Origin of the sequence: Vreelandella neptunia, from assembly GCF_022489065.1 — a bacterium.
Classification (GTDB): Bacteria; Pseudomonadota; Gammaproteobacteria; order Pseudomonadales; family Halomonadaceae; genus Vreelandella; species Vreelandella neptunia_A.
In genome coordinates this window covers 636,148-659,890 of sequence record NZ_JAKVTW010000001.1, presented here as the reverse complement: position 1 = coordinate 659,890, position 23,743 = coordinate 636,148, and the positions used below count along the sequence as shown (strand labels likewise).

Sequence of the window (23,743 nt, the reverse complement as noted above, 5' to 3'; positions counted from 1 at the left end):
ACCGCTACCTCAACTGAAACTCGATCCGCTGGGTGGCATTACGCAACTGATCGCTAGGCTCAAATTGCCATTGGGCAATCGCTTCCTGAGCAGCGTCTTCAAACACTCGACGCGGCTGCGCGTTGGTCACCCTGATTGACGAGGCATCCACACTGCCATCACGGCGGATCATAAACGCGACTTCCACAAAGCCCTCCATGCCGCGACGCTGGGCCCGCGCTGGATAGCTTGGATTAACCCGACTGGTAGGCGTCGCCTGGCCTACGCTTACCGGCTCATTGGAGGGCGCTGGCTGAGCTTCAGGCGCAGCCTCTCGCACGGCAGGCTCGCTCTCTACGGTATTCGGTGCACTTTGAGTAGGCGCTGGCTCTGCTGGTGTATCCTGCGGTGGCGGCTCCGGCGCTGGCTCTGGCTCAGGCGTTACTTCCGTGAGCTCCGGAAGCTCACTGTCCATTTCAACCGGCTCGACAGGCTCCTCAGGCAGCTCCACCTCAGGAAGAGTAATGGCACTTTCGGCCACCGGCGGTGGCTCAGGAGCGGGCATTGGCGGAGGCGTTGGTTGCGGCGCGGCTTGAACAGGCTGAGGCGTAGGCGCCTCCTGCTCAGGGGCAACCTCGGGTGCTTCAACCATGGTCATTGCCATGCTCATGGTAATTTCTTCCGGCTCTCGCTCAGGGGGCGCCACCAACTGCGCCAGCAGCCAGAACAAGCCCACCGCCAGCACAACACCTCCTAATAAAGACAGCAGGTGCCGCATCATGAGCCACTCCGACTCGCCGCCACCGCCACTTTATCAACGCCCGCTTCGCGCAGGCGATCCATCACTTCGATCAGCAGCCCTGTAGTGGATGCGCGGTCCGCCTGAATCACTACTGATCCATCATCACTCAGCATTTCGGCGACCTGCTGGCCTACCCGGTGAATGTCCACGGGGCTACCGTCCACCCATACCGCACCCTCAGAGGAAACCGCGACAAGTACCTGGGCATCTGGGCGAGGAGTGGCAGCACTTGATTCCGGCCGCTCAATCTCGACACCGCTCTCTTTGACAAAGCTGGTGGTGACGATAAAGAAAATCAGCATGATAAATACCACATCGAGCATGGGTGTGAGGTTGACCTCATTGCTCTCAGCGGTCGTATCTATGGAACGACGTCTACGCATCACTCTCCTCCAGTGCCCGCGCCAAGCGATCATGCAGCCGCTGGTCTTCACGACGAATGACGTGCTCTAAACGACTAATAAATAAAAGCCCTACCACGGCAATGGCCATACCGGTTAGCGTCGGCAGCGTTGCCCGTGCAACACCGTCCGCCATGGCACGAGCCTGATGGGTCTCGCTCAGCGAGAGGCTATCGAATACGCTAATCATGCCGGTTACCGTGCCTAACAGCCCCAGCAAAGGACACAATGCGACCAGCAGTTTCAACCACGGCAAGGGTTTGCGCAGCCTGGCGACCAGCGCCTCCGCCCACACATGACGCAGCGTGCGAGCGCTCCAACTGGTGTGGTCGCTGCGCGCCGCCCAGCGGCGCAGTAACTGACGCCGCGCCAATCGCCAAGTGATTCGGTAGTACCACCAGCGCTCCATGGCCATGGCAAACACCAGCACGGCCACTACCGCTAACACAACGAGCACTGCCCCACCCGCCTCTACCAAGCGCTCGACGGGTTCGAGCCAGAGAGGAAGCGCGGACATATTAATTCACCACTGCCGTGTGAGATTCCAGATGATCCGCCAGTGTGGCGCTCGCCTGTCCTTCAATCACGTGGGTTAAATAGCGGCTTCGCCCTGCCAGCGCTGTCTGAACAAATAGCAGCGGCACCGCCGTAATCAGACCCAGCACGGTGGTGACCAACGCCTGACTGATACCGCCCGCCATTAGCTGCGGGTCACCGGTGCCAAATACAGTAATCGCCTGAAACGTCACGATCATACCGGTTACCGTCCCCAGCAAACCGAGCAGCGGTGCAATCGCAGCAAGCAGTTTGACCATCGGCTGGCTACGCTCTAGCTTTGGCAATTCAGCCAGCACCGCCTCGTCCAGCCTTGCCTCCAGGGCTTCAGGGGTTTGATGCTTATCCATGCCTTCAAAACGTAGCAATACGCGCCCCAGCGGGTTATTGGCCTGCAGATGATCAAGGGCGTTACGCTGGCGTTTAACACGCAGACTCACCAGCACCAGATAGAGATACTGCCCTAGCCCGATGATCATGCCCAGAATACCCAACGCCACGACGACGTAGCCGACATAACCACCCTGCTGGAAGCGCTCCCATAAACTGGGCTGCTGTGCTAAGGCTTCCAGCACGCTGCCTTGAGTAGGATCAACGGCAAACACGCTGCTTTCACCTTGGTAGTAGGCCGCTAGAGAAGCACTGATCTCTGCAGGCGTACGTGGCAATACGGCTAAGCTGTTCTCCCCTTCACCGCGCTGCAACAGTTCGCTCTCAGTAAAAGCCGCAAAGTCGCCCAAGCGCACTATCTCACGAGGCGACACTTCCCCATTGGCGTCGGCGACGGGCAGCGTGAGGCGCTCGGCACGACCAGTCCGCGCGGTTAACGTTGCTAAACGATCTACCACTACTTCCAACTGTGAGCGCTCAAGCACTTCCACTTCGTCTAAGCGCGGCGGTAGCGATACTTCTTCTAGTGTAAGCAAACTCTCTTCACCTAACGCATTACGTACTTCCGAGCTGTGTCGAGTAAGATTGGCGAGTAGACTTGAAAGCGCCTCACCCTGCTCCGCCTGGCGCTCGCTCAACTCGCTGGCTTGATTAGTTTGCTCTTCCTGTTGCGCCTGCAGCGCTTGTGACTGCTGTTGGGCCTCTTCGTTTTCAGCGCGAGCCTGCTCCAGGGCAGACGCTAGCGCCTGTTGATCATCCAGAAAGCCCATTAGTCGCTGTTGGTCTCGCGCTTGCGCCGCCTCACGGGCTTCACGCAGCGAAGTAGCGCTATCCGTTTGCGCCGTGGCGATCCCGCTGAATGCCACCAGTGCCAATAGCACGCAGATAGAACCTAGCCGACGCATTGTTAAGCCACTAGCTGGTCGGCAATTGAACGGTAGACAAAAAAGACTCATGGTTGCTCTCCCTGCAAGTCATTGGCGCTGATCGAGAGCGGCAGGGTTAATAAATCTGGTGCGCGCTGATCTTCTGCCATGCGCAGCCCACTGCGCACTTCACGCAGGTACTCATCATCAAGCGGTTGCCATGCACCACTTTCAGCACTCCACACGCCACCTTCTCGGCCATCGGGAGTTAGGTAATAAAAGCCGATACGTCCAATACGTAAGAAATCTACTTCCCGCTCGCGGTTCTCTTGACGTAAGCGTCCCCGCCAGCTATCCATTTCCCGGCCATAATCGAGCTCAACGCGCCACGCTTCGAGTAGCCCGTTGATGCGCTCAATGGTGTTGTCGCCCTGTTCGTCTGGCTGACGCTCAACCCGTGCCAATCGCTCCTCACGCAGAAACGGCAAGTCTCGTTCGACCCATTGGCTCAATTGCGCCGACATGTTTTGCTCGATGACAGGCAGCGCTGCCCGGGTCTCTTCCAGCGTATCCAGCGCCGTGGCCAGGCGCTGCTGACGCTCAGCCTCTTCCGCTAAGCGCCCGGTTAGCGAGGCATTGTCAGCCTTCAGCTGAAGAGTTTCACGCTCCAGACGGCGCAGCTCTTCCAACTGTTCACGGGTTTGCTCATCGGCAGTATCTATTTGCTCTTGGAGGGCCGCCTGGGCCTCCTGGGCTTCGACACTTTCGGCCGCTTGGGCCACTGCTTGTTCACTTGCCAACAGCGTGCCACTGGCCAGCACTCCCGCTAACCACCATCCACGCAAGGCAAAGAAAGGCCTGTTCAGCACGTCGACTCTCCGTCACTGAGTAGCCAGCGGCTGTCACCGCCAGGCTAAAAACTAATTAGGTATTAGAACGATTTGCGTTTATCTTTTACGCTGCCTAGCCTACCACTAATATAATAAATGACAATATTTATCATTAACAGCCGGGTGATTTGATCTACCTTTGTGCATAAAAAAAGCGCCCAACGGCGCTCTTTATCACAATAATTCAAGGTTAATGGTTTACTACTACATACTCTTTTGTCAGCGGTGCCAGCGGTAGCTGCCAGGCCTCTTCACGGGTGACCCATCTTGCTTCGGCTATTTCAGCCGCCGCCTCCTCGACAGGCTCGTCGATAACAAGGCTATACAGGTGCGCTTCAAGCACAACGCCGGGTTCATTGGCAGCGGGGGCGGACTGTATGCCCAGCGGGATTAATTGATCCTCACTAATCTGCAAGCCCAGCTCTTCATCCAGCTCACGGCATAGCGCCTCTAACGCGCTTTCACCCGCATCGATCTTGCCACCCGGCTGCATAAAGAAAGAGGTATTGTGCTTACGTACCAATAGTAAACGCCCATCAGGATCGCTCACCACGGCAGCGGCTATTTTCAAAACGTTAGCTGCATTGCTTGGCATACTTTCCTCCCTCAGGGCGGTTGATTCTCGCTAATACCACTCACCGATTAACCGCTTAAAACGCCCAGTCGTCGTCTTCGGTGGCGACGGCTTTGCCGATCACGTAAGAAGAACCGGAGCCGGAGAAGAAGTCATGGTTCTCGTCGGCGTTAGGTGAAAGCGCCGCCATGATGGTCGGATCTACATCCGTGACACTGCTGGGGAACAGTGGCTCGAAGCCAAGGTTCATCAGCGCTTTGTTGGCGTTGTAGTGAAGGAATTTTTTAACGTCTTCACTTAAGCCTACCTCGTCATACAGCGACTCGGTGTAGCGCACCTCGTTGTCGTAAAGCTCAAGCAGTAGCTCATAGGCGTAGTCTTTGACTTCCTGCTGCCGCGCGGGGGTGGCTTCCGCCATTGCCTGCTGAAATTTGTAGCCAATGTAGTAGCCGTGTACCGCTTCATCGCGAATGATCAGACGAATCAAATCGGCGGTGTTGGTTAACTTGGCATGGCTGGACCAGTACATCGGCAGGTAGAAGCCAGAATAGAACAGAAACGACTCAAGAAAAACGCTGGCGACTTTGCGCATCAGCGGATCGTCCGAGCGGTAGCGCTCTAAAATCAGCTGAGATTTGGCCTGTAGCGTAGGGTTCTCTTCGCTCCAACGAAACGCGTCGTCCACATCGCGAGTGGTACAAAGCGTGGAGAAAATCGAGCTGTAGGAGCGCGCGTGCACTGATTCCATAAAGGCGATGTTGGTATAAACCGCCTCTTCGTGGGGAGTACGGGCATCTTCCATCAGTACCGGTGCACCGACACTACTTTGGATAGTATCCAGCAGCGTAAGACCGGTAAACACGCGAATCGTCAGCTGTTTTTCTTTATCAGTAAGGGTATTCCAGGACTGGATATCATTAGACAGCGGCACTTTTTCCGGCAGCCAGAAGTTACTGGTCAAGCGGTTCCATACTTCCAGGTCTTTATCGTCCTGAAGCCGATTCCAGTTAATCGCGTCAACCCGCGACAAACGTTGCATGGTATTCATATCACTCTCTCAAAACCCGGCTTTCAAAGCCGGGCTAGCAAAACTCATTTATAAAAGCTGGTTATAAAAACGAACGCCTAACGATATACACAGGGCGTATCCGCAAAACCAGAGATATTACAACGTGCAGGAAACGCAGCCTTCCACCTCGGTACCTTCTAAGGCACTTTGGCGCAGACGAATGTAATAAAGCGTCTTGATCCCTTTGCGCCAGGCGTAAATCTGCGCCTTGTTGATATCGCGGGTGCTGGCCGTATCAGGGAAGAACAAGGTTAACGATAACCCCTGATCAACGTGCTGCGAGGCTTCTGCATAGGTATCGATAATTTTCTCAGGGCCAATTTCATAGGCATCCTGGAAGTAGTCGAAATTCGCCTCATTGAGGAACGGCGCAGGGTAGTAAACACGCCCTAGCTTACCCTCTTTACGGATCTCGATTCTCGCAGCCACCGGGTGGATACTGGAGGTGGAATTGTTGATATAGGAGATTGAGCCCGTAGGCGGTACGGCCTGTAGGTTACGGTTATATAAGCCGTGAGCCATAACTGAGGCTTTCAGCTCATGCCAATCATCTTGGGTCGGCAGTGCAATACCGCTGTGCTCAAATAGCTCACGCACTTTATCGGTGCGCGGCAGCCACGCCTGCTCGATATATTTGGTAAAGAACTCACCAGAGGCGTAGGTAGAGTTGGCGAAATCTGCAAACGTATCGTTATGCTCAATGGCTAAGCGGTTAGACGCGCGGATGGCATGAAAGGCCACACAGTAGAAGTAGAGATTAGTAAAATCCAAGCCTTCGTCAGAGCCGTAGTAGATGTGTTCCCGCGCCAGATAGCCATGCAGATTCATCTGGCCCAAGCCAATGGCGCGTGACTGGGCGTTACCTTCGGCAATTGAAGGTACGCTGCTCAGATTGCTCATCTCAGAAACGGCGGTGAGGCCACGAATGGCGACTTCCACACTGGTACCGATATCGCCTGAATCCATTACCTTGGCAATGTTCATTGAGCCTAGGTTACAGGAGATATCCTGGCCGACATGGCGATAACCCAGATCGTCGTCATACTCGGTCGGCGTGTTGACCTGCAAGATTTCCGAGCAGAGATTGCTCATATTGATACGGCCGGCAATCGGGTTAGCGCGATTAACCGTGTCTTCGAACATCAGGTAAGGATAACCGGACTCAAACTGTAGCTCGGCCAGCACCTGGAAAAATGCCCGCGCATTGATCTTGTGCTTGCGAATGCGCGCATCCGCGACCATTTCCTGGTACTTCTCGGTGACGCTGATATCGCCAAACGGCACCCCATATACACGCTCCACATCGTAGGGCGAGAATAGGTACATATCATCGTTGCGCTTGGCGAGTTCAAAGGTGATATCCGGAATCGTCACGCCCAAGGAGAGCGTTTTGATGCGAATTTTCTCGTCGGCGTTTTCCCGTTTGGTATCCAAAAAGCGCAGGATATCTGGGTGGTGAGCGTTTAGATAAACCGCCCCGGCGCCCTGCCGAGCTCCCAACTGGTTAGCGTAAGAGAACGCATCTTCCAGCAGTTTCATGATGGGGATAATGCCGGACGACTGATTCTCGATGCGCTTGATGGGCGCGCCTGACTCACGAATATTGGAGAGCAGGAAGGCAACACCGCCGCCGCGCTTGGAAAGCTGTAACGCCGAATTAATGGAGCGACCAATCGACTCCATGTTGTCCTCGATACGCAGCAGGAAGCACGATACCAACTCACCACGCTGCTGCTTGCCGCAGTTCAGGAAGGTGGGGGTCGCAGGCTGGAAACGGCCTGTAATCACTTCATCCACCAGCGACTTGGCCAATGCCTCATCGCCCCGCGCCAAGGTCAGCGCGACCATGCATACACGATCTTCATAACGCTCAAGATAGCGCTTGCCGTCGAACGTCTTTAGCGTATAGCTGGTGTAGTACTTAAAGGCGCCCAAAAAGCTTGGGAAACGGAATTTATACGCATACGCCTGCTCAAACAGCGCCTTGATAAAGGTGAAGCTGTACTGAGCCAGCATTTCTGCTTCGTAGTACTGCTCTTCCACCAAGTAATCTAGCTTTTCCTCCAACGAGTGGAAAAAAACCGTGTTCTGGTTAACGTGCTGTAAAAAGTATTGACGTGCCGCTTCACGATCTTTATCCAGCTGCAGCTCGCCATTGGCACCGTACAGATTGAGCATGGCATTGAGAGCGTGATAGTCCAGCGTGCGTGCTTCAGTGGCCGCCGCTGGCCGTTTTGCTTCAACGGGTTTAGTGGCCAAGTCTTTAGAGGCTAAGTCTTTCGGGGCCATCTCTTTCGGCGCTAAGTTTGTCGTTTCCAAAACTCTTCTACTCCTTGACGGACATTGGCCACGTCATCGTCGGTGCCAAATAATTCGAATCGATAAAGCAGCGGCACATGGCATTTTTTCGCAATAATGCGGCCAGCAAGACCATATGCTTCGCCAAAATTGGTGTTTCCCGCGGCGATCACTCCCCGCAGGAGGCCCCGGTTATGCGTATCGTTGAGAAAATGGATGACCTGCTTAGGTACCGCGCCTTGGGCACTTCCCCCACCATACGTAGGGGTAACTAAAATATAAGGCTGGGTAACACGTAGCGCAGGCTCATCTCGATTCAGCGGCAGCCGCGTCGCGGCAAATCCAAGTTTTTCTACAAAACGATGGGTGTTACCTGATTTAGTAGAGAAGTACACCAAACTGCCGGCCATAGGTGTGTGTGAGCAACTTGCCAGCATTTTGTTGGCTTAAGCCAGCGCTTGAATACGATCAGGACGGAAACCCGACCAGTGATCTTCGCCTACCACTACAACAGGAAGCTGCCGATAACCGAGCGCTTCCACTTCTTCTTGAGCACCAGACTCAGCGGTAATATCGATAACTTTATACTCAAGCCCTTGCTTATCTAGTGCGCGATAAGTGGCAGTACACTGAACACAGGCTGGTTTGCTATAAATCTGAATTTCCATGGCTAATCCCCTTTCCATAGCGGCATTTTTAGGGTAGAGCACATCTAGTACCCGCCCTCACTAAAAGACACAACGCATACTATATATAGACCATGGGAAAATCAATTCAAGCATATGTGGTATTTTTTATTCACAGGATATTGACAGCTAATACCAGCCCTGCCCCTAAAAGCACTCTTCCAGACAACAAAAAACCGCCCACTAAAAAGAGGGCGGTTTTTGACAGCGTCATGAGGTGGCGCTGCTAGCGGGTCATAGCAATATTAGCTAATCGCAGCCTGGTAACGACGCTCAACGTCTTCCCAATTAACAACGTTAAAGAACGCTGCAATGTAGTCAGGACGTTTGTTTTGATACTTCAGGTAGTAGGCGTGCTCCCAAACATCCAGACCGAGCAGCGGCGTGTTGCCGTGCATCAACGGGCTGTCTTGGTTCAGGGTATTCTCTACCACCAATTTCTTTTCAGGGGTAATGGAGAGCCACGCCCAACCACTGCCGAAACGGCCAACGGCGGCTTTCTTAAACTCTTCTTTAAAAGCTTCCAGACCGCCTAGCTCAGCGTCAATCGCTTTGGCAACATCACCCTGAGGGCTGCCACCGCCATTGGGCGACATCATTTGCCAAAACATAGAGTGGTTGGCATGACCGCCACCGTTATTGATAACGGCTTGACGCTTGGCTTCCGGAACGCGATCCAGATTGGCAACGAGCTCTTCAACGGGTACATCTTCAAGACCCGTGCCTTCCAGCGTAGCGTTCAGGTTGTTGATGTAGGTTTGATGGTGACGAGAGTGGTGAATTTCCATCGTCATTGCATCAATGTTTGATTCGAGAGCGTCATATGCGTACGGCAATTCGGGTAGTGTATGTGCCATATCATCATCTCCTTGAGTGGCTTTCGTTGCGTTCACTTACTTATGTGCGGTCAGCTCATAGCTTTTTCAACCACCGGAGTGGATTTTCTTACCTTTTGCCCCAGTACTCTAGTCAACTATTGCCAGTTTACCAAATACCCCCTCAAAAAATGGCGATTGAAATGCTTACAGCTTGCTCTCAAGCTCCGGCAATATCTCAAACAGATCCCCCACCAGCCCGTAGTCGGCCACCTGGAAGATCGGCGCTTCGTCGTCTTTATTGATGGCGACGATCACTTTGGAGTCTTTCATGCCCGCCAAGTGCTGGATGGCGCCGGAGATACCCACAGCGATATACAGATCCGGGGCGACGATCTTACCGGTTTGGCCGACCTGCATATCGTTAGGCACAAAGCCTGCGTCGACCGCGGCGCGGGAAGCACCAATGGCGGCCCCCAGCTTGTCGGCAATGCCGTCGAGCAGCTTGAAGTTATCGCCGTTGCCCATACCGCGACCACCGGAGATCACCACTTTGGCGCCGCCCAGTTCGGGACGGTCCGACTTCGCCAGCTCTTCTTTAACAAAGCTGGACTGGCTGTTTTCAACCACCACATCGACGGCTTCAATCGTGGCGCTGCCACTGCTGCCGACCGCGTCAAAGCCGGTGGTGCGGATGGTGATCACTTTTAGCGTGTCGTCGCTCTTCACCGTGGCAATGGCGTTACCGGCGTAGATCGGGCGCAGGAAGGTGTCGGCGCTTTCGACACCCAGCACATCCGACAGCTGGCTAACGTCTTTTAGCGCCGCTAAGCGCGGCAGGACGTTTTTGCCGGTGGTGGAGGCGCTGGCGAGGACGTGGGTGTAACCATCGGCCAGTTCGACCAGTAGCGCGCCGATGGGCTCGGCCAGTTGGTGGGCGTAAACGGTGTTATCGGCGACGCGCACTTTGCTAACGCCGTCTAGTTTGGCGGCGGCCTCGGCCGCGGCTTGAACGCCGTCACCGGCAACCAAAACGTCAATATCGCCACCGATGGCTTGGGCCGCCGCCACCACGTGGGCTGTGGCGCCAGCCAGTTGGCCTTCATGCAGGTCGGCAAGTACCAAAATGCTCATAAAATCAGCTCCTTCAAAGCGCATACGTAAAGTTCGGGGGTAACTAACCGACCTTAGAGAACTTTGGCTTCGTTTTTGAGTTTGTCGATCAGCTCGTCTACCGAGGCCACCTTGACACCGCCCTTGCGCTCGGCGGGCGATTCGACTTTGAGTAGGCTGACCTTGGAGGCCACCTCGACACCGTAATCGGCGGGGGTTTTGACATCCAGCGGCTTTTTCTTGGCCTTCATAATATCGGGGAGCTTGGCGTAGCGCGGCTCGTTCAAGCGCAGGTCGGTGGTCACAATCGCGGGAAGCGTGAGGGCGATGGTTTGCAAACCGCCGTCGATTTCACGGGTGACATTCACTTTGTCGCCGTCGACCGCCACTTCCGAGGCAAAGGTGCCCTGGGGTAGGCCAGTCAACGCGGCGAGCATTTGGCCGGTTTGGTTGTTGTCGGTGTCGATGGCCTGCTTGCCAAGAACGACCAGGCCGGGCTGCTCTTCTTCGACTACTTTGGCCAGCAGCTTAGCGACGGCTAAGGATTCAGCGCGCTCGTCGGTCTCGATATGGATGGCGCGATCCGCGCCCAGGGCCAGCGCGGTACGCAGCTGCTCTTGAGCGGCCTTAGGGCCCACCGACACGGCGATGACTTCCGTCGCTACGCCCTTCTCTTTCAGGCGCACCGCCTCTTCTACGGCAATTTCGCAGAAGGGGTTCATGGCCATTTTGACGTTGGTGAGATCGACGTCCGAGTGATCCGCTTTAACACGGATTTTGACGTTGTAGTCGATGACGCGTTTAACCGCGACGAGTACTTTCATAGATTCCTCGCTTGGCTTGTAAACAAAAGCCGTTAACCTGAGCTGGCACCCGCCAAGCGGATACCTCTTATTAAAGAGCTTCTATTGAAAAGCTGCTGAATACATTAACAACGAAAACGTCCCGCGAAACACTACCAGCGTTGCCAGCGCGTTCAAATTCATTCAAGCGTTTGATAGGTGCATGATTGAAAAACACTACCAATTTGCCATAGCCTGCCTGTTAGCGACAACACTTGATCGCTACTGCCTTGGTCGTAGCATGGAGCGGCGAGTGAGCGATGCCAACCATCAAGAAATGCTGCTTTCGCCATCGTAGGCGTGACCTGACACAGGTATTATGCCTATCATGGGAGATAACCAGAAGCAAACGACCGTTTTAAATTAAGGCCATCTGTTTATAAGCTAGTACCCATAACGTAGACATAGGCTAGCTTAGCTAATAATGGCACTTAAAAGAGAATAAGGAGAAACCGGGTGGAAACTGTTGAACGCGATGTAATGGACTTTGATGTTGTCATTGTCGGTGCGGGCCCATCCGGGCTTGCTGCTGCATGTCGACTGATGCAACAAGCCAATGAAGCAGAGCAAGAACTAACGGTTTGTGTCGTTGAAAAGGGCTCTGAGGTTGGCGCGCACATTTTATCCGGCGCGGTATTCGAACCCAGAGCACTGACGGAACTCTTTCCCGATTGGAAAGAGCGCGGCGCTCCTTTAAACACCCCCGCTATTCGCGACGATGTTTTCTTGCTCAAAGACGCTGAAAAAGCACAAAAAGTGCCAAATGCGCTGGTGCCGAAAAGCATGCACAACACCGGTGGCGATCAGCAACGCTATGTTATCAGCGCGGGCAACCTGTGCCGCTGGCTGGGTGAACAGGCGGAGTCATTGGGCGTTGAGATTTTTCCTGGTTTCGCGGCCCAAGACGTTATCGTAGAAGATGACGCGGTGCGCGGCATTTTAATCGGCGACATGGGCGTCGCTGCCGATGGCACGCCTAAAGATGGCTATATGCCGGGCATGGAACTGCGCGCTAAGTACACGCTGTTCGCAGAAGGCTCGCGAGGGCATCTTGGTAAACGCCTAATTAAAGACTTTTCGCTGGATGCGGGGCGTGACCCCCAGCATTACGGTTTAGGTCTTAAAGAACTTTGGGATGTACCCGCTGACAAACATGAACCCGGCCTTGTGGTACACGGTTCTGGCTGGCCGCTGGATAAAAACACCCACGGCGGCTGGTTTTTATACCATGCGGAAAACCAGCAGGTTGTGGTTGGTTTGATAATGGATCTTGGCTACCAAAATCCATGGCTCTCACCGTTTGATGAGTTTCAGCGTATGAAGCATCATCCGGTGATTAGCCAATACCTTGAAGGTGGCAAGCGCGTTGCTTATGGCGCCCGGGCAATTACCAAGGGCGGCTTTAACTGCTTACCTAAAATGACCTTCCCTGGCGGCCTGCTCATCGGCTGTGACGCAGGAACCCTCAACTTTGCCAAAATCAAAGGGCTCCACACCGCTATGAAGTCGGGCATGGTCGCAGCAGAAAGCGTATTTGAAGCCATTAAAGGGGGTGACGAAGGCGCACAAGAGCTGACTAGCTTTACTCAGAAGTGGGAAGCGAGCTGGGCTTACCAAGAACTTAAAGACAACGCGAGCTTCGGCCCTGCCATTCATAAATATGGCACCATCGGTGGCGGCGCCTATAACTTCGCGCATCAACTGCTGGGCAATAAGCTACCTAACGTGCATGACACCACGACCGACCATGGTGCGCTCAAGCCTGCCGCAGAATTTGAGAAGATCAATTACCCCAAGCCAGACGGAAAGCTCTCTTTCGATAAGCTCTCCTCAGTATTTCTGTCTAACACCAATCACGAAGAGAACCAGCCGTGCCATCTGCGCCTGAAAGATCCTGAATTACCCATTCGCGAAAACCTGCCGAAGTACGCAGAACCGGCGCAGCGCTACTGCCCTGCTGGCGTCTATGAAGTGGTCGAAGATAGCGCAGGCGAGCCACGCTTTCAGATCAACTTCCAGAACTGCGTACACTGCAAAACCTGTGATATTAAGGATCCCGCGCAGAATATTACCTGGGTAGCACCAGAAGGCGGCGGCGGGCCGACCTACCCGAATATGTAATCAGTAGCGCCATTCACGTTACGGCTAACAGTAGCGCACAGCTTGGTTAGTCGTAACGTGTTCACACCGAATTACTCATACACTAGGACATCGTTGCGCTTTTCGTAGTCATACTTGCGCTTTTCGGGCTTTCCAGCAACTCTATGGGCGCTCGACGGGCTATTAGCCGTCTTCTTCCTGCCTGATCAAAGCGTACATCAATGACCGGGTCGCTAGCACTTCCCTCTACCGCTGCCACTTCCCCCTCGCCAAACACCGCATGAAGAAGGCGCTGACCGGGGTAAAAATGGACATCAGCCGAATAGCCACCGCTGGCCTCTTCGACCTGGGCCGGTGCCAGCACAATATCATCGCGGCCAAGACGCGCCAGATAGCGTTCAACCAGACTCACCGAAGCCACTTGAAGTGATGCAACTGGTGCGCTGGAACTCGCTAGGCAGGAGGCTACCCGCATACTGTCTTGCCAAGCGCTTTCGGCAATAAAACGACTAGGCCGATGCACGCCCCCGTCATGAAGCACCAGTAACTGCTCTTGGGCACGGGTGATGGCCACGTAGAAGAGCCGACGCTCCTCTTCCAGACGTTCATCGCTGAGTGGGTTATCGCGACTATAGTGGGGAAAATCTTCCTCATTCACACCGGCAACGGCCACCAGCGGCCACTCAAGTCCTTTGGCACCGTGCACGGTACTGATCAACACGCCGCCCGCCTGATTCTCTACCGGGCGTTCAAGTAGTTCGATAAAAGCATCTGGGTCTTGCACGCTTTGCGCTTGTTCAATTAGGACATCAAGTAAACGAACATCCTCTTCGCCTTTATCCCGTCGCGCTGCTGCCCGTTTGAGCGTTTTTTCAGCATCAATACTATCCACCACGTGGCGTAGCAACTTAGCGGGTGGCCATGCACTTAGCTGTGGCAGCTCACAAAGCAGCAGCCAGCGCTTTTTCAGCGTGCGCCGCTGGATCGGCTTTAACGCCGTTAGCATGGGGTCATGCCGCTCGGGCCACTGCTGAGTGGTCGCCAGTTGGTGAGCCAATCGCTGTAACCGCTCCCGGGCAACGAAGGGGGTCGGTTGTGAAAGCAGCAGCAATAGTTGCTGCGGGTCACGCAGAAGATCAGGGCGACGCGACAGCTTTAAATACCCCGCCAGGGCCTGCACCAGCGGCAGACGAAAAACGAAACGATCCTCGCGCTGAAGCCGAAACGGAATCCCTGCCTGTAACAGTGCCAGTTGGAACGGTACCGAAAGCGCCCAACTACGCACCAGTAAGCTGGCTTCGTTAAACGCTCGCCCCTGGGCCTGCCAGTCCATCAACGCATCAAGTAGCAAACGGCTCCCCTGCCCCACTGAGACGCGGGTCTCCGGGTTATTAGCTGCGGCAAGGCAGAGCTGGTTGGGACGTCGCTGGTTAGCGGCAATGGCATGATTGGCGGCCAGCGCTAGCGCATGCCCATGACGAAATGTCGTCGATAGTGGGTAGTCGGTCGCCTTGCCAAAGGTGGCTGTAAAATTTTCCAGCATGGTGTCGGGTTTGGCGCCGCGCCACTCATAAATACACTGGTTGGCATCACCTACTGCCATCACCTCGGCTCGGCTGCCCACCAGCACGGATAAAAGACGCTGCTGAGCGGCGTTAATATCCTGATACTCATCAATAATGACATGGTCAAGAAACCCTTCGACGCGACCACGCAAGGCACCATCTGCTTCTAGTGCCAACAGCGGGCGATAAAGCAGATCGGCATAGGTCATCACGCCTTCCGATTCTAACAGCCGCTCCGCTTCGGCAAACGCCGCTGGGAAATAGTCGGTATCGGGGTCAAAATTAAGCCGCTCGTAGAGCGCTTCCGGGGTGATCATTTCTGCTTTCACTAAGCCACAGAAGTGGGCCAAGGTTTCCAGTCGATCCCCTTCCAGAGCTGCATCCCGTCGCTCCACTGCATCACGCAGTACATTAAGGCTCGCCTGGCGAAGCAGCCTTTCTAGCTGCCAATCAGCGGACAGTAGCTGGCGCGGGGCAAGCGCCCCCCAGCGGCATAAGCTTTGCGTTAAACGGTGGCCAAGGGAGTGGAAAGTGCGGACATCGGGCAATGCCTGCCCGGCAGGTGCCATTGCCGCTAAGCGACGCTGAAAGTCATCTTTCGCTGAGCGGTTAAACATCAGTACTAAAATACGTTTTGGCGGTACGCCGCTGGCCAATAGATGAAGCACCCGAGCGGCCATGGTGGTGGTTTTGCCTGCCCCGGCCACCGCTGCCACGCGCGCATGCCCGGCTTGATGATTAACCACTGCTTGCTGTTCAACAGTTAACTTCACGGCGCCTCGCCTGACGATTCATCCTCAAGCTGACCTAACGCAAACCACTGTCCGGCACTCATTAAGCCAATTTCCTTAGTGCCATCGTCGCTATCACGCGTTTCTGCAGCCTCAACCAACCGGTAATAGACATTGCGGTGGAGCCTAGCGGCCAGCCCAAAACGCACCGGTAGCTGCGGTACCGACTCGCCTTGGGGAGTCAACGTCACGGAGAGTGGATGCTCTGCATCTAGGCGCACAACGTCATCAAACTGGGTAGTGAACCACCAGGCATCGTCACGGAAGTCGGCTTCTACCGCGACCAGTGGCAGGTCTTCGACCTGTATCCGCCAGCGCTCCACCAGCGTAACAAGGCAGTAGCCCTCGTCATCGAGGCGCAACAGTGTGGCCAATAGGCGCGCTACCTTGGAGCGGGCAAACGGCTGGCCTTCGTGCCACCAGCTTCCATCCGCATGAATAATGATATTCATATCGCCAGAGAGCGCAGGCTGCCACTCGTCGAGCGGAGGAATAGAGCCAGCACGCTCGCCCTCTCCGCTGCCTTGCTGCAACAATCGGTCAATATTCATCTCGGCCACCTCGCTTGAGCGTATTCAAGGCTCATCAGGCTGTACCTCAGGCTATAAAAGCCCAGAGTGTGCCAGCGCCTCTTTAACGTGTTCCGGGGCATCGGGGGTAGCAGCACGAAACAGTCGGTAAAAGTTGGCGGTCGTCTGCATGGCGACCTCATCAACACTGATGCCTCGCTCCTTGGCGATACACTCAGCCACTTGTACCACCCAAGCGGGCTCATTGGGCTTGCCCCGGTGAGGAACGGGCGCTAGATAAGGACTATCCGTTTCAATCAGCAGGCGGTCCAGCGGTAGCTGACGGGCAAGTTCACGCAACGGAGCTGCATTACGAAAAGTGATAATGCCCGATAGCGAGATATAAAATCCTAAACGCACCGCCTCACGGGCCATCGCCAAGTCTTCAGTAAAACAGTGTAATACACCGCCCACGCGCGGGTCGCTATATTCACGCAGCAGGGCCAAGGTTTCCTCTTTGGCTTCGCGGGTATGAATAATCACCGGAAGCTCCAACTCATGCGCGGCGATTAAGTGACGTTTGAAGCGCTCGTGCTGAACCTCTATGGGTACGCTGTCTTGGTAGTGGTAATCCAAGCCAGTTTCCCCGATCGCCACCGCCCCATACTGCTCAGCGGCGTCTTTAATATCGGCAACGCTGGGCTCACTCTCACTCTGGTGCAAGGGGTGTAATCCAGCGGAAATCGCCACATCGTGATGGGCGCGGGCAATAGACGCAAGCTCAGGCATCTCTTCTAAAGTCACCGCTACAGCCAGAAATTGGCTGACATGGGCGGCGCGAGCGGCGGCCAAGGTGGCGGCAATATCGCCCCCATGGGTCTGGTCGGATAAACGATCTAAATGACAGTGTGAATCAACAAACATACAGGTCTCGACAACAGCTAGGCCATAAACACGATGATACTTGCATTCAAAGCGTAAGTGACAGTTTGTTTCAGAGCGTGAACGATGGGGCTGCTTTATCTAATTGACCGGCAAGCAGCGTCTCAATGCGGTCACGCACGGGATAGTCTTGCTGGCTAAAGTGCAGGCCAATGCCTGGCATACGGCGTCCACTGACGCCCACCGGCGATACCCACACGACCTGACCCGTGATCGAAAGGCGTTCGCTATCGCCCGGAAGAGTCAGCAGTAAAAACACTTGCTGGCCAAGCGCATAAGGGGTCTGAGTGGGTACAAAAATCCCCCCTCGGTCCAGATAAGGCATATATGCGGAGAGCAGTGTCGGCACATCCGGAACGGTAAGTGAGAGCGCTTTCTGAGCTGCCATGACGACCTCGCTGCACTGACTTGAAACCAAAGCTTAAGAAAAAAGCCATGGGAAGGGTGAATAAATACCGCTATGAGCGAAGCAGTGCCGCCCAGCGCACCAACCATGCCTCAAGCACTAATTGGGGATTGGGGTTTGCCCCCACCGCCAACAATCGCCGCTGCTCGCGGGCATAATCGAGCAGGCGAAACCAGTCCTGAACGCGACCATTTTTAACCGCTTGGCGATAGAGCGGCTCAAGATCTGGGTTATGCAGTACAGCCCCCTCACCAGACAAACCAAGGCGAATCAGGTCTTCCAGCCAGGCGATACCGTACCACAAGATGGCATCTATCGCTTGGCGATCCAGGCGTGCGGCCTCTGAGACAGGCTCTGCGCCGCGCACCAATTGTTCAAAACTATCGTGAATCTGATGGCGTAAGGCGCGCTCTTCGGGCGCCGCCAGTTCCACAGCGAGCAGCGGTAATCCGCCCGCTACCTGCCACCAGAAGTAGGCTTCATCGGCGCTGCCAAGCTGCTCAATCAGCCAGCCGCGACACGCCTCAAAAGCTACGCTTGGCAACGACCACTGCTGACAGCGGGAGCGAATCGTCGCCAGCATCCGCGAAGGTACGTCGGAGAGCAGAATAAACAGCGTTTTATCGCCGGGCTCTTCTAGGCTCTTAAGCAGCGCATTGGCGGCGGCAACGTTCATTGCCTCGGCGGGCGAAATGACAATCACGCGATAACCACCCTGCTGAGCGGTTTGCGAGACAAAGCGATTAACCTCGCGAATCGGGTCGATGCGGATTTGGCGCTTTCCCTCTTCTGGCGAAACCCGCAGCAGATCCGGATGATACCCCGAGGCCAGCATAGCGCAGCTATGGCAGTGGCCACAGGCTTGATCAGCGGGTGAGGCACAGAGCGTGCGGGCAATTAATGCCTCCGCTAACTGCTGCTTACCTACGCCATGGGCGCCATGAATAAGTAGCGCATGGGGCATACGCCCACTATCGGCCAAGCGGGTTAAATGCTGCCATGTGGCTTGGTGCCATGGCATTACGCCGGTTAACGCCATGCAGCGACCCGCTCCATCAGTGTATGACGAATTTGCGTTTGCACCGTGTCGAGTGAGTACTGCGCGTCGATGACTGCAAAGCGCTCGGGTGCTTCCTCTGCACGCGCCAAGTAGGCCTCCCGCACGGCCTGGAAGAAGTCGGCCTGCTCTTGTTCAAACCGGTCACGCTGCTCATGGCGATCGCGCAAGCGCGACTCTAAGCGCTGTTTTGCGGCCTCTTTTGGCATATCGAGTAAGAGGGTTAAATCAGGAGAAAGCCCTTGCTGTACAAAATTTTCCAGCACGGCGATACGCTCCTTGGCAATGCCTCGCCCGCCGCCCTGATAGGCAAAGGTAGCGTCAGTAAAGCGATCACACACTACCCACGCCCCTCTTGCCAGTGCGGGAAGAATTTTTTCTGCCAAATGTTGCGCTCGCGCAGCGAACATCAGCAGCAGTTCTGCATCAACGTGTAGCGGCTCTTGGGGAGCGGGGTCCAGCAGCAGCGAGCGAATAGCTTCGCCGCGAACCGTACCGCCAGGCTCGCGAGTGCGTACCACTTCCAGACCCTTGGCTTCCAGACACGCCGCGACAAAGCCAACATTGGTTGATTTTCCCACGCCTTCGCCGCCTTCTAGCGTAATGAAGCGTCCACGCTTACTCATCATGCTCCCTTGCTTTGATACTCAATCATTGTGATGGGCCATAATCATTACCGATTACGAATATAGCGATTTACGGCATTGTTATGCTCCCGCAACGTACGCGAGAACTGATGCGTACCATCGCCGCGGGAAACAAAATAGAGCGTTTCGCCAGGCAGCGGGTTCACCGCGGCTTCTAACGAGGCGCGCCCCGGCAAGGCAATTGGCGTGGGCGGCATTCCATCGATGACATAAGTGTTATAAGGCGTGGCCTCACGTAGATCAGCGCGGGTAATCCGCCCCTCGTAGCGATCGCCCATCCCGTAAATTACCGTTGGGTCTGTCTGCAGGCGCATGCCCTGCTCCATACGGCGCTTAAAGACCCCGGCAATTTCACGTCGCTCCTCAGGCGCACCGGTTTCCCGTTCGATTAAAGATGCCATTATCAGCGTCTCGTAGGGGGACTCAATGGTCAGTTCTTCAGCTCGCTCTGCCCACACCTCTTCAAGAATGCGCTCCATACGCTCAAGGGATTGACGCAGAATGTCGACATCGCTCATTCCCAGGTGATAACGATAGGTATCGGGAAAGAACCAGCCCTCTGGGAAAGTGTCCTCTCGATCAAGTAGCGCCATTACCTCTTCGTCGCTCAAATCAGCCGTACGATGATCGAGTTTCGGCGCGGCATTTAGCAAGTCGCGCATTTGCCGAAAAGTCCACCCCTCAGGAATCGTCAGCGGGTAGGTGACGACCTTATTACTGCCTAGCAGCGCCATCATCTCCAGTCCGCTCATATCTGGCAGCAGTTGATATTCGCCGGTACGCAGCCGCGGCAGGCGCTCTGGCTCCACCCTCGCTAACAAGCGAAACGCCCAGGCATCTGCGATCACGCCCTGGGATTCCAACTGCGCCACCACCTGATTAAATCCCGCGCCAGACGGCACCTGGTAAAGTATTGGCTCATTAATAGCTAAAGGCGCCTCTAAACGGCTCTGCCAATAAAAATAACCGCCTGCTGCACCCGCAGCCCCGATTATGACTAATACCAATAGAGCGGTTAATAACCGTTTCACCATGACACCTCTAAGAAATTACAGAGCGATATCTGCAGCACTAACGCTTAGGCAACGCCTAATAGCTGATGTGCCAAGCGCTGAAATGAATCGAGCTTACTTAATGGCCAACGCTGTATCAGCGAGCCATTCGCTGCAAGTAGCGAAGTGACCGGCCATACGCCTTGAACGGAGTTTGCCACCCACAGCCGTTCTACAGCCCCGAGTTGCTGCAGCGGCAGTGACGACTGCGCGACAGCACCTTGCTCAATCAATGCAGCACGCAGCGTACCTGCTACACCACACTGGTCAAGCAGAGGCGTTAACACCTGCCCCGCCTGCTGCCAAAACACGTTCATACTGGTGGCTTCAACCACGAGGCCATGAGTATCAGCAAGCACGCCTTCGGCAATAGTGGCATCACTCCACTCTTGGCGCGCCAAGACATTTTCTAAGCGATTTAAGTGCTTGATACCGGCCAGCCGCGGTTGATGACCTAAACGCAAATCACAAAGCCGCACTGTCACGCCTTGTTGCCAGCGCTCTGCGGAGGGCTGAAAAGGCGTTCGGCGACTAACTAGCCGTGGTGTGACTTGATCTGGCTGGGCGTAGCCACGACCACCGCTACCCCGTGTCAGGATGAGTTTAAGCACTTCAAGCTCAGCTGTAGGGTCGCCTTGCCAAGTGGCGTCGAGTGCTGCCTGACTAGGTAACGGTATATTCAGGCGGCGACAACCCTTCGCCAAGCGGGAAGTATGATAACGCCACAGCACCGGTCCGCCATCGCGCAGCAGCACTGTTTCAAATAGACCGTCACCATACGCCAGCCCACGATCATCAAACGGTACCGCTTGTTCGTCAGATAACCCAGGCGACAGCATCAATCATTACACCTTTTTAAACAGCAGTGAGCCATTAGTGCCACCAAAGCCAAACGAGTTAGAAAGCGTCATATCAATACGCATATCCCTCGCCGTGTGGGGGACATAATCCAGGTTGCAGCCTTCCTGAGGGTTATCCAGGTTAATCGTGGGGGGGGCGACTTGATCGCGTATTGCCAAAATACAAAATACTGCCTCTACAGCGCCTGCTGCACCCAAAAGGTGGCCAATCATCGACTTGGTGGAGCTTACTGCCACGTTAGCAGCGGCATCGCCTAAGACGTTTTCAATAGCGCGGCTTTCCGCCAAATCCCCTGCAGCCGTAGATGTGCCATGTGCATTAATGTAATGCACCTTAGAAACATCTATCTGGGCATCTTTGATTGCATTGCGCATAGAAAGCGCTGCACCACGTCCATCTTCCGGTGGCGATGTCATGTGGTAAGCGTCATCACTCATACCAAAGCCAACCAGCTCGGCGTAGATGTTGGCGCCACGCGCTTTGGCATGTTCATACTCTTCAAGCACCAATACACCGGCACCGTCGGATAACACAAAGCCGTCACGGTCTGTGTCCCATGGGCGGCTTGCCGCTTCTGGATCATCATTACGCGTAGAGAGGGCACGAGCGGCGGAAAAGCCACCCAAACCTAAAGGTGTGGTCGCCATTTCGGCTCCACCACAGATCATCACGTCAGCATCGCCGTAGGCAATGGTGCGTGCGCTGTATCCAATATTGTGGGTGCCCGTGGTACAGGCCGTTGTAATCGCGATATTTGGGCCTCGGAAGCCGTGCTGGATCGCCATATTGCCCGATATCATATTAATGATGGAGCCCGGCACAAAGAACGGCGATACCTTACGTGCGCCGCCTTTATTGAGTGCATTGTGGTTATGCTCGATCATGGGCAGACCACCGATGCCTGAGCCGATAGCCACGCCGATGCGATCTGCATTCTCTTCAGTACACTCGATACCCGAATCTTCTACCGCTTGGGCACCCGCCGCCATACCGTACTGAATAAACAGATCCATTTTACGGGCATCTTTAGGATTCAGGTACGGGCTTATATCAAAGTTTTTAATCGATCCACCAAAGCGGGTATTAAAGCCGCTGGTGTCAAAATGTTCGATAGGTGTAATACCGCTTTTACCGGCAACAATGTTGGCCCATGACTCATCAACGCTATTACCCACTGGGGTCACCAGGCCTAACCCAGTTACCACTACCCTTTTCCGTGCCATCAGCTTTCCTCCAGGCATCCATGGTGACGCGACCCACTTGGGTCATTTGCTGCTTAAATTTGGTCAACAGTATAACGGAGATTGAACGTTATAAGCATTGTGGCAGCAAAGCAAAAAAGCCGCCCTACGAAAGGACGGCTCTTAAGGCGGGTGACTAGCACCCCACCCAGGTTCGATACATCGACGCAGCCCTTACTGGTGGGCGTTCACGTAATCGATGGCTTCTTGAACCGTGGTGATTTTCTCAGCTTCTTCATCAGGAATTTCAGTATCGAATTCCTCTTCCAAAGCCATGACGAGCTCAACAGTGTCGAGCGAGTCAGCACCCAAGTCTTCTGTAAAAGAAGAGCTGTTTTGGATGTCTTCTTCTTTAACGTTCAGGCGCTCTGCTACAACTTTCTTAACGCGCTCTTCAATAGTACTCATCAACGTACTCCAGTCGTTCACATTAGCCGTTTTTGATAACCAGCTATTTGGAAACCGCAAGCCAAAAGCTGCGGGGTAGTTTATAGACGCCCTTGGGTCGACGCAACCGCCAAGCCCAAGGCCATCAACGCATATTCATGCCGCCATTCACGTGAAGCGTCTCGCCAGTGATATATCCAGCTGCATCACTGGTCAAAAAGCCCACCGCTGCGGCGATCTCTTCCGGGGCCCCTAAACGAGCCAACGGAATTTGTTTAAGCAGCATGTCGTGCTGAGCTTCAGGCAGCGACTCGGTCATGTCAGTGGCAATAAAGCCGGGCGCCACCGCATTCACCGTAATCGCACGTGAGGATACCTCACGCGCCAAAGCTCTGCTAAACCCTTCCATACCGGCTTTAGCTGCAGCATAGTTCGTTTGGCCCAGGTTGCCCATGGTTGCCACCACAGAACTAATCGACACGATACGCCCAAAACGCGCCTTGGTCATACCCCGCAAACACGCTTTACTTACACGATAGACAGATTTTAAGTTGGTATCCATCACAGAGTCCCACTCATCTTCTTTCATACGCATCAGCAAGTTGTCACGGGTGATGCCGGCGTTATTGACCAAAATAGTCGGCGCACCAAAGCGCTCAGTAATGGCTTTCAGCACGCTATCGATGCTGGCTTGGTCTGTCACGTTTAGACATAGGCCAGCCCCTTCAATGCCGTTCGCTTTCAAATCAGCATCAATTTTCTCAGCACCGGACTCGCTAGTCGCCGTACCAATAACAATTCGACCTTGACGGCCAAGCTCGCAGGCAATGGCCTGCCCAATACCGCGGCTTGCCCCAGTGACAAGAGCAACTCTACTTTCCTGCGTCATAACGTCTGCCTCTAAC

The 23,743-nt window shown here is 54.7% G+C and carries 26 protein-coding genes; 2 read left to right on the top strand and 24 right to left on the bottom strand.

Annotated elements, in window-relative coordinates:
• Window positions 1–4: 4 nt before the first annotated feature.
• The 13 genes from MLE19_RS02990 to MLE19_RS02930 form a co-directional block, all read right to left on the bottom strand.
• Window positions 5–760: an energy transducer TonB gene (locus MLE19_RS02990; protein WP_240716574.1), complete on the bottom strand. Its 756-nt coding sequence runs from the start codon at window positions 758–760 to the stop codon at window positions 5–7.
• Complete coding sequence (locus MLE19_RS02985; protein WP_240716573.1) at window positions 757–1,164, bottom strand: ExbD/TolR family protein; 408 nt, start codon at window positions 1,162–1,164, stop codon at window positions 757–759. The genes MLE19_RS02990 and MLE19_RS02985 overlap by 4 nt, the downstream gene beginning before the upstream one ends.
• The gene (locus MLE19_RS02980; protein ID WP_240716572.1) at window positions 1,157–1,699 is read right to left on the bottom strand and encodes a MotA/TolQ/ExbB proton channel family protein; all 543 of its coding nucleotides are present in this window, start codon (window positions 1,697–1,699) and stop codon (window positions 1,157–1,159) included. The genes MLE19_RS02985 and MLE19_RS02980 overlap by 8 nt, the downstream gene beginning before the upstream one ends.
• A 1-nt stretch (window position 1,700) precedes the next feature.
• The gene (locus MLE19_RS02975) at window positions 1,701–3,083 is read right to left on the bottom strand and encodes a MotA/TolQ/ExbB proton channel family protein (protein WP_425356788.1); all 1,383 of its coding nucleotides are present in this window, start codon (window positions 3,081–3,083) and stop codon (window positions 1,701–1,703) included.
• Window positions 3,080–3,862 carry a DUF3450 domain-containing protein gene (locus MLE19_RS02970; RefSeq protein WP_240716571.1) on the bottom strand — a complete coding sequence of 261 codons (783 nt, stop codon included), beginning with the start codon at window positions 3,860–3,862 and terminating at the stop codon, window positions 3,080–3,082. The genes MLE19_RS02975 and MLE19_RS02970 overlap by 4 nt, the downstream gene beginning before the upstream one ends.
• Window positions 3,863–4,073: 211 nt before the next feature.
• Window positions 4,074–4,478 carry an NUDIX hydrolase gene (locus tag MLE19_RS02965; protein ID WP_240716570.1) on the bottom strand — a complete coding sequence of 135 codons (405 nt, stop codon included), beginning with the start codon at window positions 4,476–4,478 and terminating at the stop codon, window positions 4,074–4,076.
• 55 nt (window positions 4,479–4,533) lie between these two features.
• Window positions 4,534–5,505 carry a class 1b ribonucleoside-diphosphate reductase subunit beta gene (nrdF, locus tag MLE19_RS02960; protein ID WP_088701738.1) on the bottom strand — a complete coding sequence of 324 codons (972 nt, stop codon included), beginning with the start codon at window positions 5,503–5,505 and terminating at the stop codon, window positions 4,534–4,536.
• Window positions 5,506–5,622: 117 nt separating this feature from the next.
• Window positions 5,623–7,845: a class 1b ribonucleoside-diphosphate reductase subunit alpha gene (gene nrdE / locus MLE19_RS02955; protein ID WP_425356787.1), complete on the bottom strand. Its 2,223-nt coding sequence runs from the start codon at window positions 7,843–7,845 to the stop codon at window positions 5,623–5,625.
• On the bottom strand, window positions 7,827–8,261 hold the full coding sequence (gene nrdI, locus MLE19_RS02950) for a class Ib ribonucleoside-diphosphate reductase assembly flavoprotein NrdI (RefSeq protein ID WP_240716569.1): 435 nt from the start codon (window positions 8,259–8,261) through the stop codon (window positions 7,827–7,829). Before nrdI ends, nrdE begins: the two co-directional genes overlap by 19 nt.
• Before the next feature lie 9 nt (window positions 8,262–8,270).
• On the bottom strand, window positions 8,271–8,492 hold the full coding sequence (gene nrdH, locus MLE19_RS02945) for a glutaredoxin-like protein NrdH (protein WP_096280553.1): 222 nt from the start codon (window positions 8,490–8,492) through the stop codon (window positions 8,271–8,273).
• A 263-nt stretch (window positions 8,493–8,755) separates the two neighbouring features.
• Entirely contained in the window at window positions 8,756–9,367 is a 612-nt protein-coding gene (locus tag MLE19_RS02940) for a superoxide dismutase (protein ID WP_240716568.1), read from the bottom strand.
• Between the two features lie 165 nt (window positions 9,368–9,532).
• Window positions 9,533–10,459 (bottom strand): electron transfer flavoprotein subunit alpha/FixB family protein, encoded by a 927-nt coding sequence (locus MLE19_RS02935; RefSeq protein WP_240716567.1) that lies wholly within the window; start codon window positions 10,457–10,459, stop codon window positions 9,533–9,535.
• Window positions 10,460–10,512: 53 nt separating this feature from the next.
• A complete protein-coding gene (locus MLE19_RS02930) occupies window positions 10,513–11,262 on the bottom strand; it encodes an electron transfer flavoprotein subunit beta/FixA family protein (protein ID WP_240716566.1) in 750 nt (249 codons plus the stop codon).
• Between the two features lie 181 nt (window positions 11,263–11,443).
• On the opposite strand from MLE19_RS02930, the gene MLE19_RS22985 reads away from it, so the two are divergent.
• On the top strand, window positions 11,444–11,578 hold the full coding sequence (locus tag MLE19_RS22985; RefSeq protein ID WP_276322285.1) for a hypothetical protein: 135 nt from the start codon (window positions 11,444–11,446) through the stop codon (window positions 11,576–11,578).
• Between the two features lie 158 nt (window positions 11,579–11,736).
• Window positions 11,737–13,401 (top strand): electron transfer flavoprotein-ubiquinone oxidoreductase, encoded by a 1,665-nt coding sequence (locus MLE19_RS02925; RefSeq protein ID WP_240716565.1) that lies wholly within the window; start codon window positions 11,737–11,739, stop codon window positions 13,399–13,401.
• 82 nt (window positions 13,402–13,483) lie between these two features.
• On the opposite strand, the gene MLE19_RS02920 is transcribed toward MLE19_RS02925, so the two are convergent.
• From MLE19_RS02920 to fabG, 11 genes are all read right to left on the bottom strand, one after another.
• Window positions 13,484–15,718, bottom strand: coding sequence for an ATP-dependent helicase (locus MLE19_RS02920; RefSeq protein WP_240716564.1), 2,235 nt, complete (start codon window positions 15,716–15,718; stop codon window positions 13,484–13,486).
• A complete protein-coding gene (locus MLE19_RS02915) occupies window positions 15,715–16,287 on the bottom strand; it encodes a DUF1285 domain-containing protein (protein WP_240716563.1) in 573 nt (190 codons plus the stop codon). Before MLE19_RS02915 ends, MLE19_RS02920 begins: the two co-directional genes overlap by 4 nt.
• Before the next feature lie 51 nt (window positions 16,288–16,338).
• Window positions 16,339–17,169, bottom strand: coding sequence for a TatD family hydrolase (locus MLE19_RS02910; RefSeq protein ID WP_240716562.1), 831 nt, complete (start codon window positions 17,167–17,169; stop codon window positions 16,339–16,341).
• Between the two features lie 70 nt (window positions 17,170–17,239).
• A complete protein-coding gene (locus MLE19_RS02905) occupies window positions 17,240–17,575 on the bottom strand; it encodes a PilZ domain-containing protein (protein ID WP_240716561.1) in 336 nt (111 codons plus the stop codon).
• A 70-nt stretch (window positions 17,576–17,645) separates the two neighbouring features.
• The gene (locus MLE19_RS02900) at window positions 17,646–18,632 is read right to left on the bottom strand and encodes a DNA polymerase III subunit delta' (protein ID WP_240716560.1); all 987 of its coding nucleotides are present in this window, start codon (window positions 18,630–18,632) and stop codon (window positions 17,646–17,648) included.
• Complete coding sequence (gene tmk / locus MLE19_RS02895; protein WP_240716559.1) at window positions 18,623–19,276, bottom strand: dTMP kinase; 654 nt, start codon at window positions 19,274–19,276, stop codon at window positions 18,623–18,625. Before tmk ends, MLE19_RS02900 begins: the two co-directional genes overlap by 10 nt.
• Window positions 19,277–19,323: 47 nt before the next feature.
• On the bottom strand, window positions 19,324–20,331 hold the full coding sequence (mltG, locus tag MLE19_RS02890; protein ID WP_240716558.1) for an endolytic transglycosylase MltG: 1,008 nt from the start codon (window positions 20,329–20,331) through the stop codon (window positions 19,324–19,326).
• A 44-nt stretch (window positions 20,332–20,375) separates the two neighbouring features.
• The gene (gene pabC, locus MLE19_RS02885; protein ID WP_240716819.1) at window positions 20,376–21,188 is read right to left on the bottom strand and encodes an aminodeoxychorismate lyase; all 813 of its coding nucleotides are present in this window, start codon (window positions 21,186–21,188) and stop codon (window positions 20,376–20,378) included.
• A gap of 6 nt (window positions 21,189–21,194) precedes the next feature.
• Window positions 21,195–22,433, bottom strand: a complete 1,239-nt coding sequence (gene fabF, locus MLE19_RS02880) for a beta-ketoacyl-ACP synthase II (RefSeq protein ID WP_240716557.1) — start codon at window positions 22,431–22,433, stop codon at window positions 21,195–21,197.
• A 192-nt stretch (window positions 22,434–22,625) separates the two neighbouring features.
• Entirely contained in the window at window positions 22,626–22,859 is a 234-nt protein-coding gene (gene acpP, locus MLE19_RS02875) for an acyl carrier protein (RefSeq protein ID WP_008956801.1), read from the bottom strand.
• A gap of 124 nt (window positions 22,860–22,983) precedes the next feature.
• Window positions 22,984–23,727, bottom strand: coding sequence for a 3-oxoacyl-ACP reductase FabG (gene fabG / locus MLE19_RS02870; protein WP_240716556.1), 744 nt, complete (start codon window positions 23,725–23,727; stop codon window positions 22,984–22,986).
• Window positions 23,728–23,743 lie beyond the last annotated feature (16 nt).

Excerpts from the sequence above, each read along its gene's own strand:
- MLE19_RS02990 (WP_240716574.1), bottom strand. The coding sequence starts at position 760 with ATGATGCGGCACCTGCTGTCTTTATTAGGAGGTGTTGTGCTGGCGGTG.
- MLE19_RS02985 (WP_240716573.1), bottom strand. The coding sequence starts at position 1,164 with ATGCGTAGACGTCGTTCCATAGATACGACCGCTGAGAGCAATGAGGTC.
- MLE19_RS02980 (WP_240716572.1), bottom strand. The coding sequence starts at position 1,699 with ATGTCCGCGCTTCCTCTCTGGCTCGAACCCGTCGAGCGCTTGGTAGAG.
- MLE19_RS02975 (WP_425356788.1), bottom strand. The coding sequence starts at position 3,083 with ATGAGTCTTTTTTGTCTACCGTTCAATTGCCGACCAGCTAGTGGCTTA.
- MLE19_RS02965 (WP_240716570.1), bottom strand. The coding sequence starts at position 4,478 with ATGCCAAGCAATGCAGCTAACGTTTTGAAAATAGCCGCTGCCGTGGTG.
- nrdF (WP_088701738.1), bottom strand. The coding sequence starts at position 5,505 with ATGAATACCATGCAACGTTTGTCGCGGGTTGACGCGATTAACTGGAAT.
- nrdI (WP_240716569.1), bottom strand. The coding sequence starts at position 8,261 with ATGCTGGCAAGTTGCTCACACACACCTATGGCCGGCAGTTTGGTGTAC.
- nrdH (WP_096280553.1), bottom strand. The coding sequence starts at position 8,492 with ATGGAAATTCAGATTTATAGCAAACCAGCCTGTGTTCAGTGTACTGCC.
- MLE19_RS02940 (WP_240716568.1), bottom strand. The coding sequence starts at position 9,367 with ATGGCACATACACTACCCGAATTGCCGTACGCATATGACGCTCTCGAA.
- MLE19_RS02935 (WP_240716567.1), bottom strand. The coding sequence starts at position 10,459 with ATGAGCATTTTGGTACTTGCCGACCTGCATGAAGGCCAACTGGCTGGC.
- MLE19_RS02930 (WP_240716566.1), bottom strand. The coding sequence starts at position 11,262 with ATGAAAGTACTCGTCGCGGTTAAACGCGTCATCGACTACAACGTCAAA.
- MLE19_RS22985 (WP_276322285.1), top strand. The coding sequence starts at position 11,444 with ATGATTGAAAAACACTACCAATTTGCCATAGCCTGCCTGTTAGCGACA.
- MLE19_RS02915 (WP_240716563.1), bottom strand. The coding sequence starts at position 16,287 with ATGAATATTGACCGATTGTTGCAGCAAGGCAGCGGAGAGGGCGAGCGT.
- MLE19_RS02910 (WP_240716562.1), bottom strand. The coding sequence starts at position 17,169 with ATGTTTGTTGATTCACACTGTCATTTAGATCGTTTATCCGACCAGACC.
- MLE19_RS02905 (WP_240716561.1), bottom strand. The coding sequence starts at position 17,575 with ATGGCAGCTCAGAAAGCGCTCTCACTTACCGTTCCGGATGTGCCGACA.
- MLE19_RS02900 (WP_240716560.1), bottom strand. The coding sequence starts at position 18,632 with ATGGCGTTAACCGGCGTAATGCCATGGCACCAAGCCACATGGCAGCAT.
- tmk (WP_240716559.1), bottom strand. The coding sequence starts at position 19,276 with ATGAGTAAGCGTGGACGCTTCATTACGCTAGAAGGCGGCGAAGGCGTG.
- mltG (WP_240716558.1), bottom strand. The coding sequence starts at position 20,331 with ATGGTGAAACGGTTATTAACCGCTCTATTGGTATTAGTCATAATCGGG.
- pabC (WP_240716819.1), bottom strand. The coding sequence starts at position 21,188 with ATGCTGTCGCCTGGGTTATCTGACGAACAAGCGGTACCGTTTGATGAT.
- fabF (WP_240716557.1), bottom strand. The coding sequence starts at position 22,433 with ATGGCACGGAAAAGGGTAGTGGTAACTGGGTTAGGCCTGGTGACCCCA.
- acpP (WP_008956801.1), bottom strand. The coding sequence starts at position 22,859 with ATGAGTACTATTGAAGAGCGCGTTAAGAAAGTTGTAGCAGAGCGCCTG.
- fabG (WP_240716556.1), bottom strand. The coding sequence starts at position 23,727 with ATGACGCAGGAAAGTAGAGTTGCTCTTGTCACTGGGGCAAGCCGCGGT.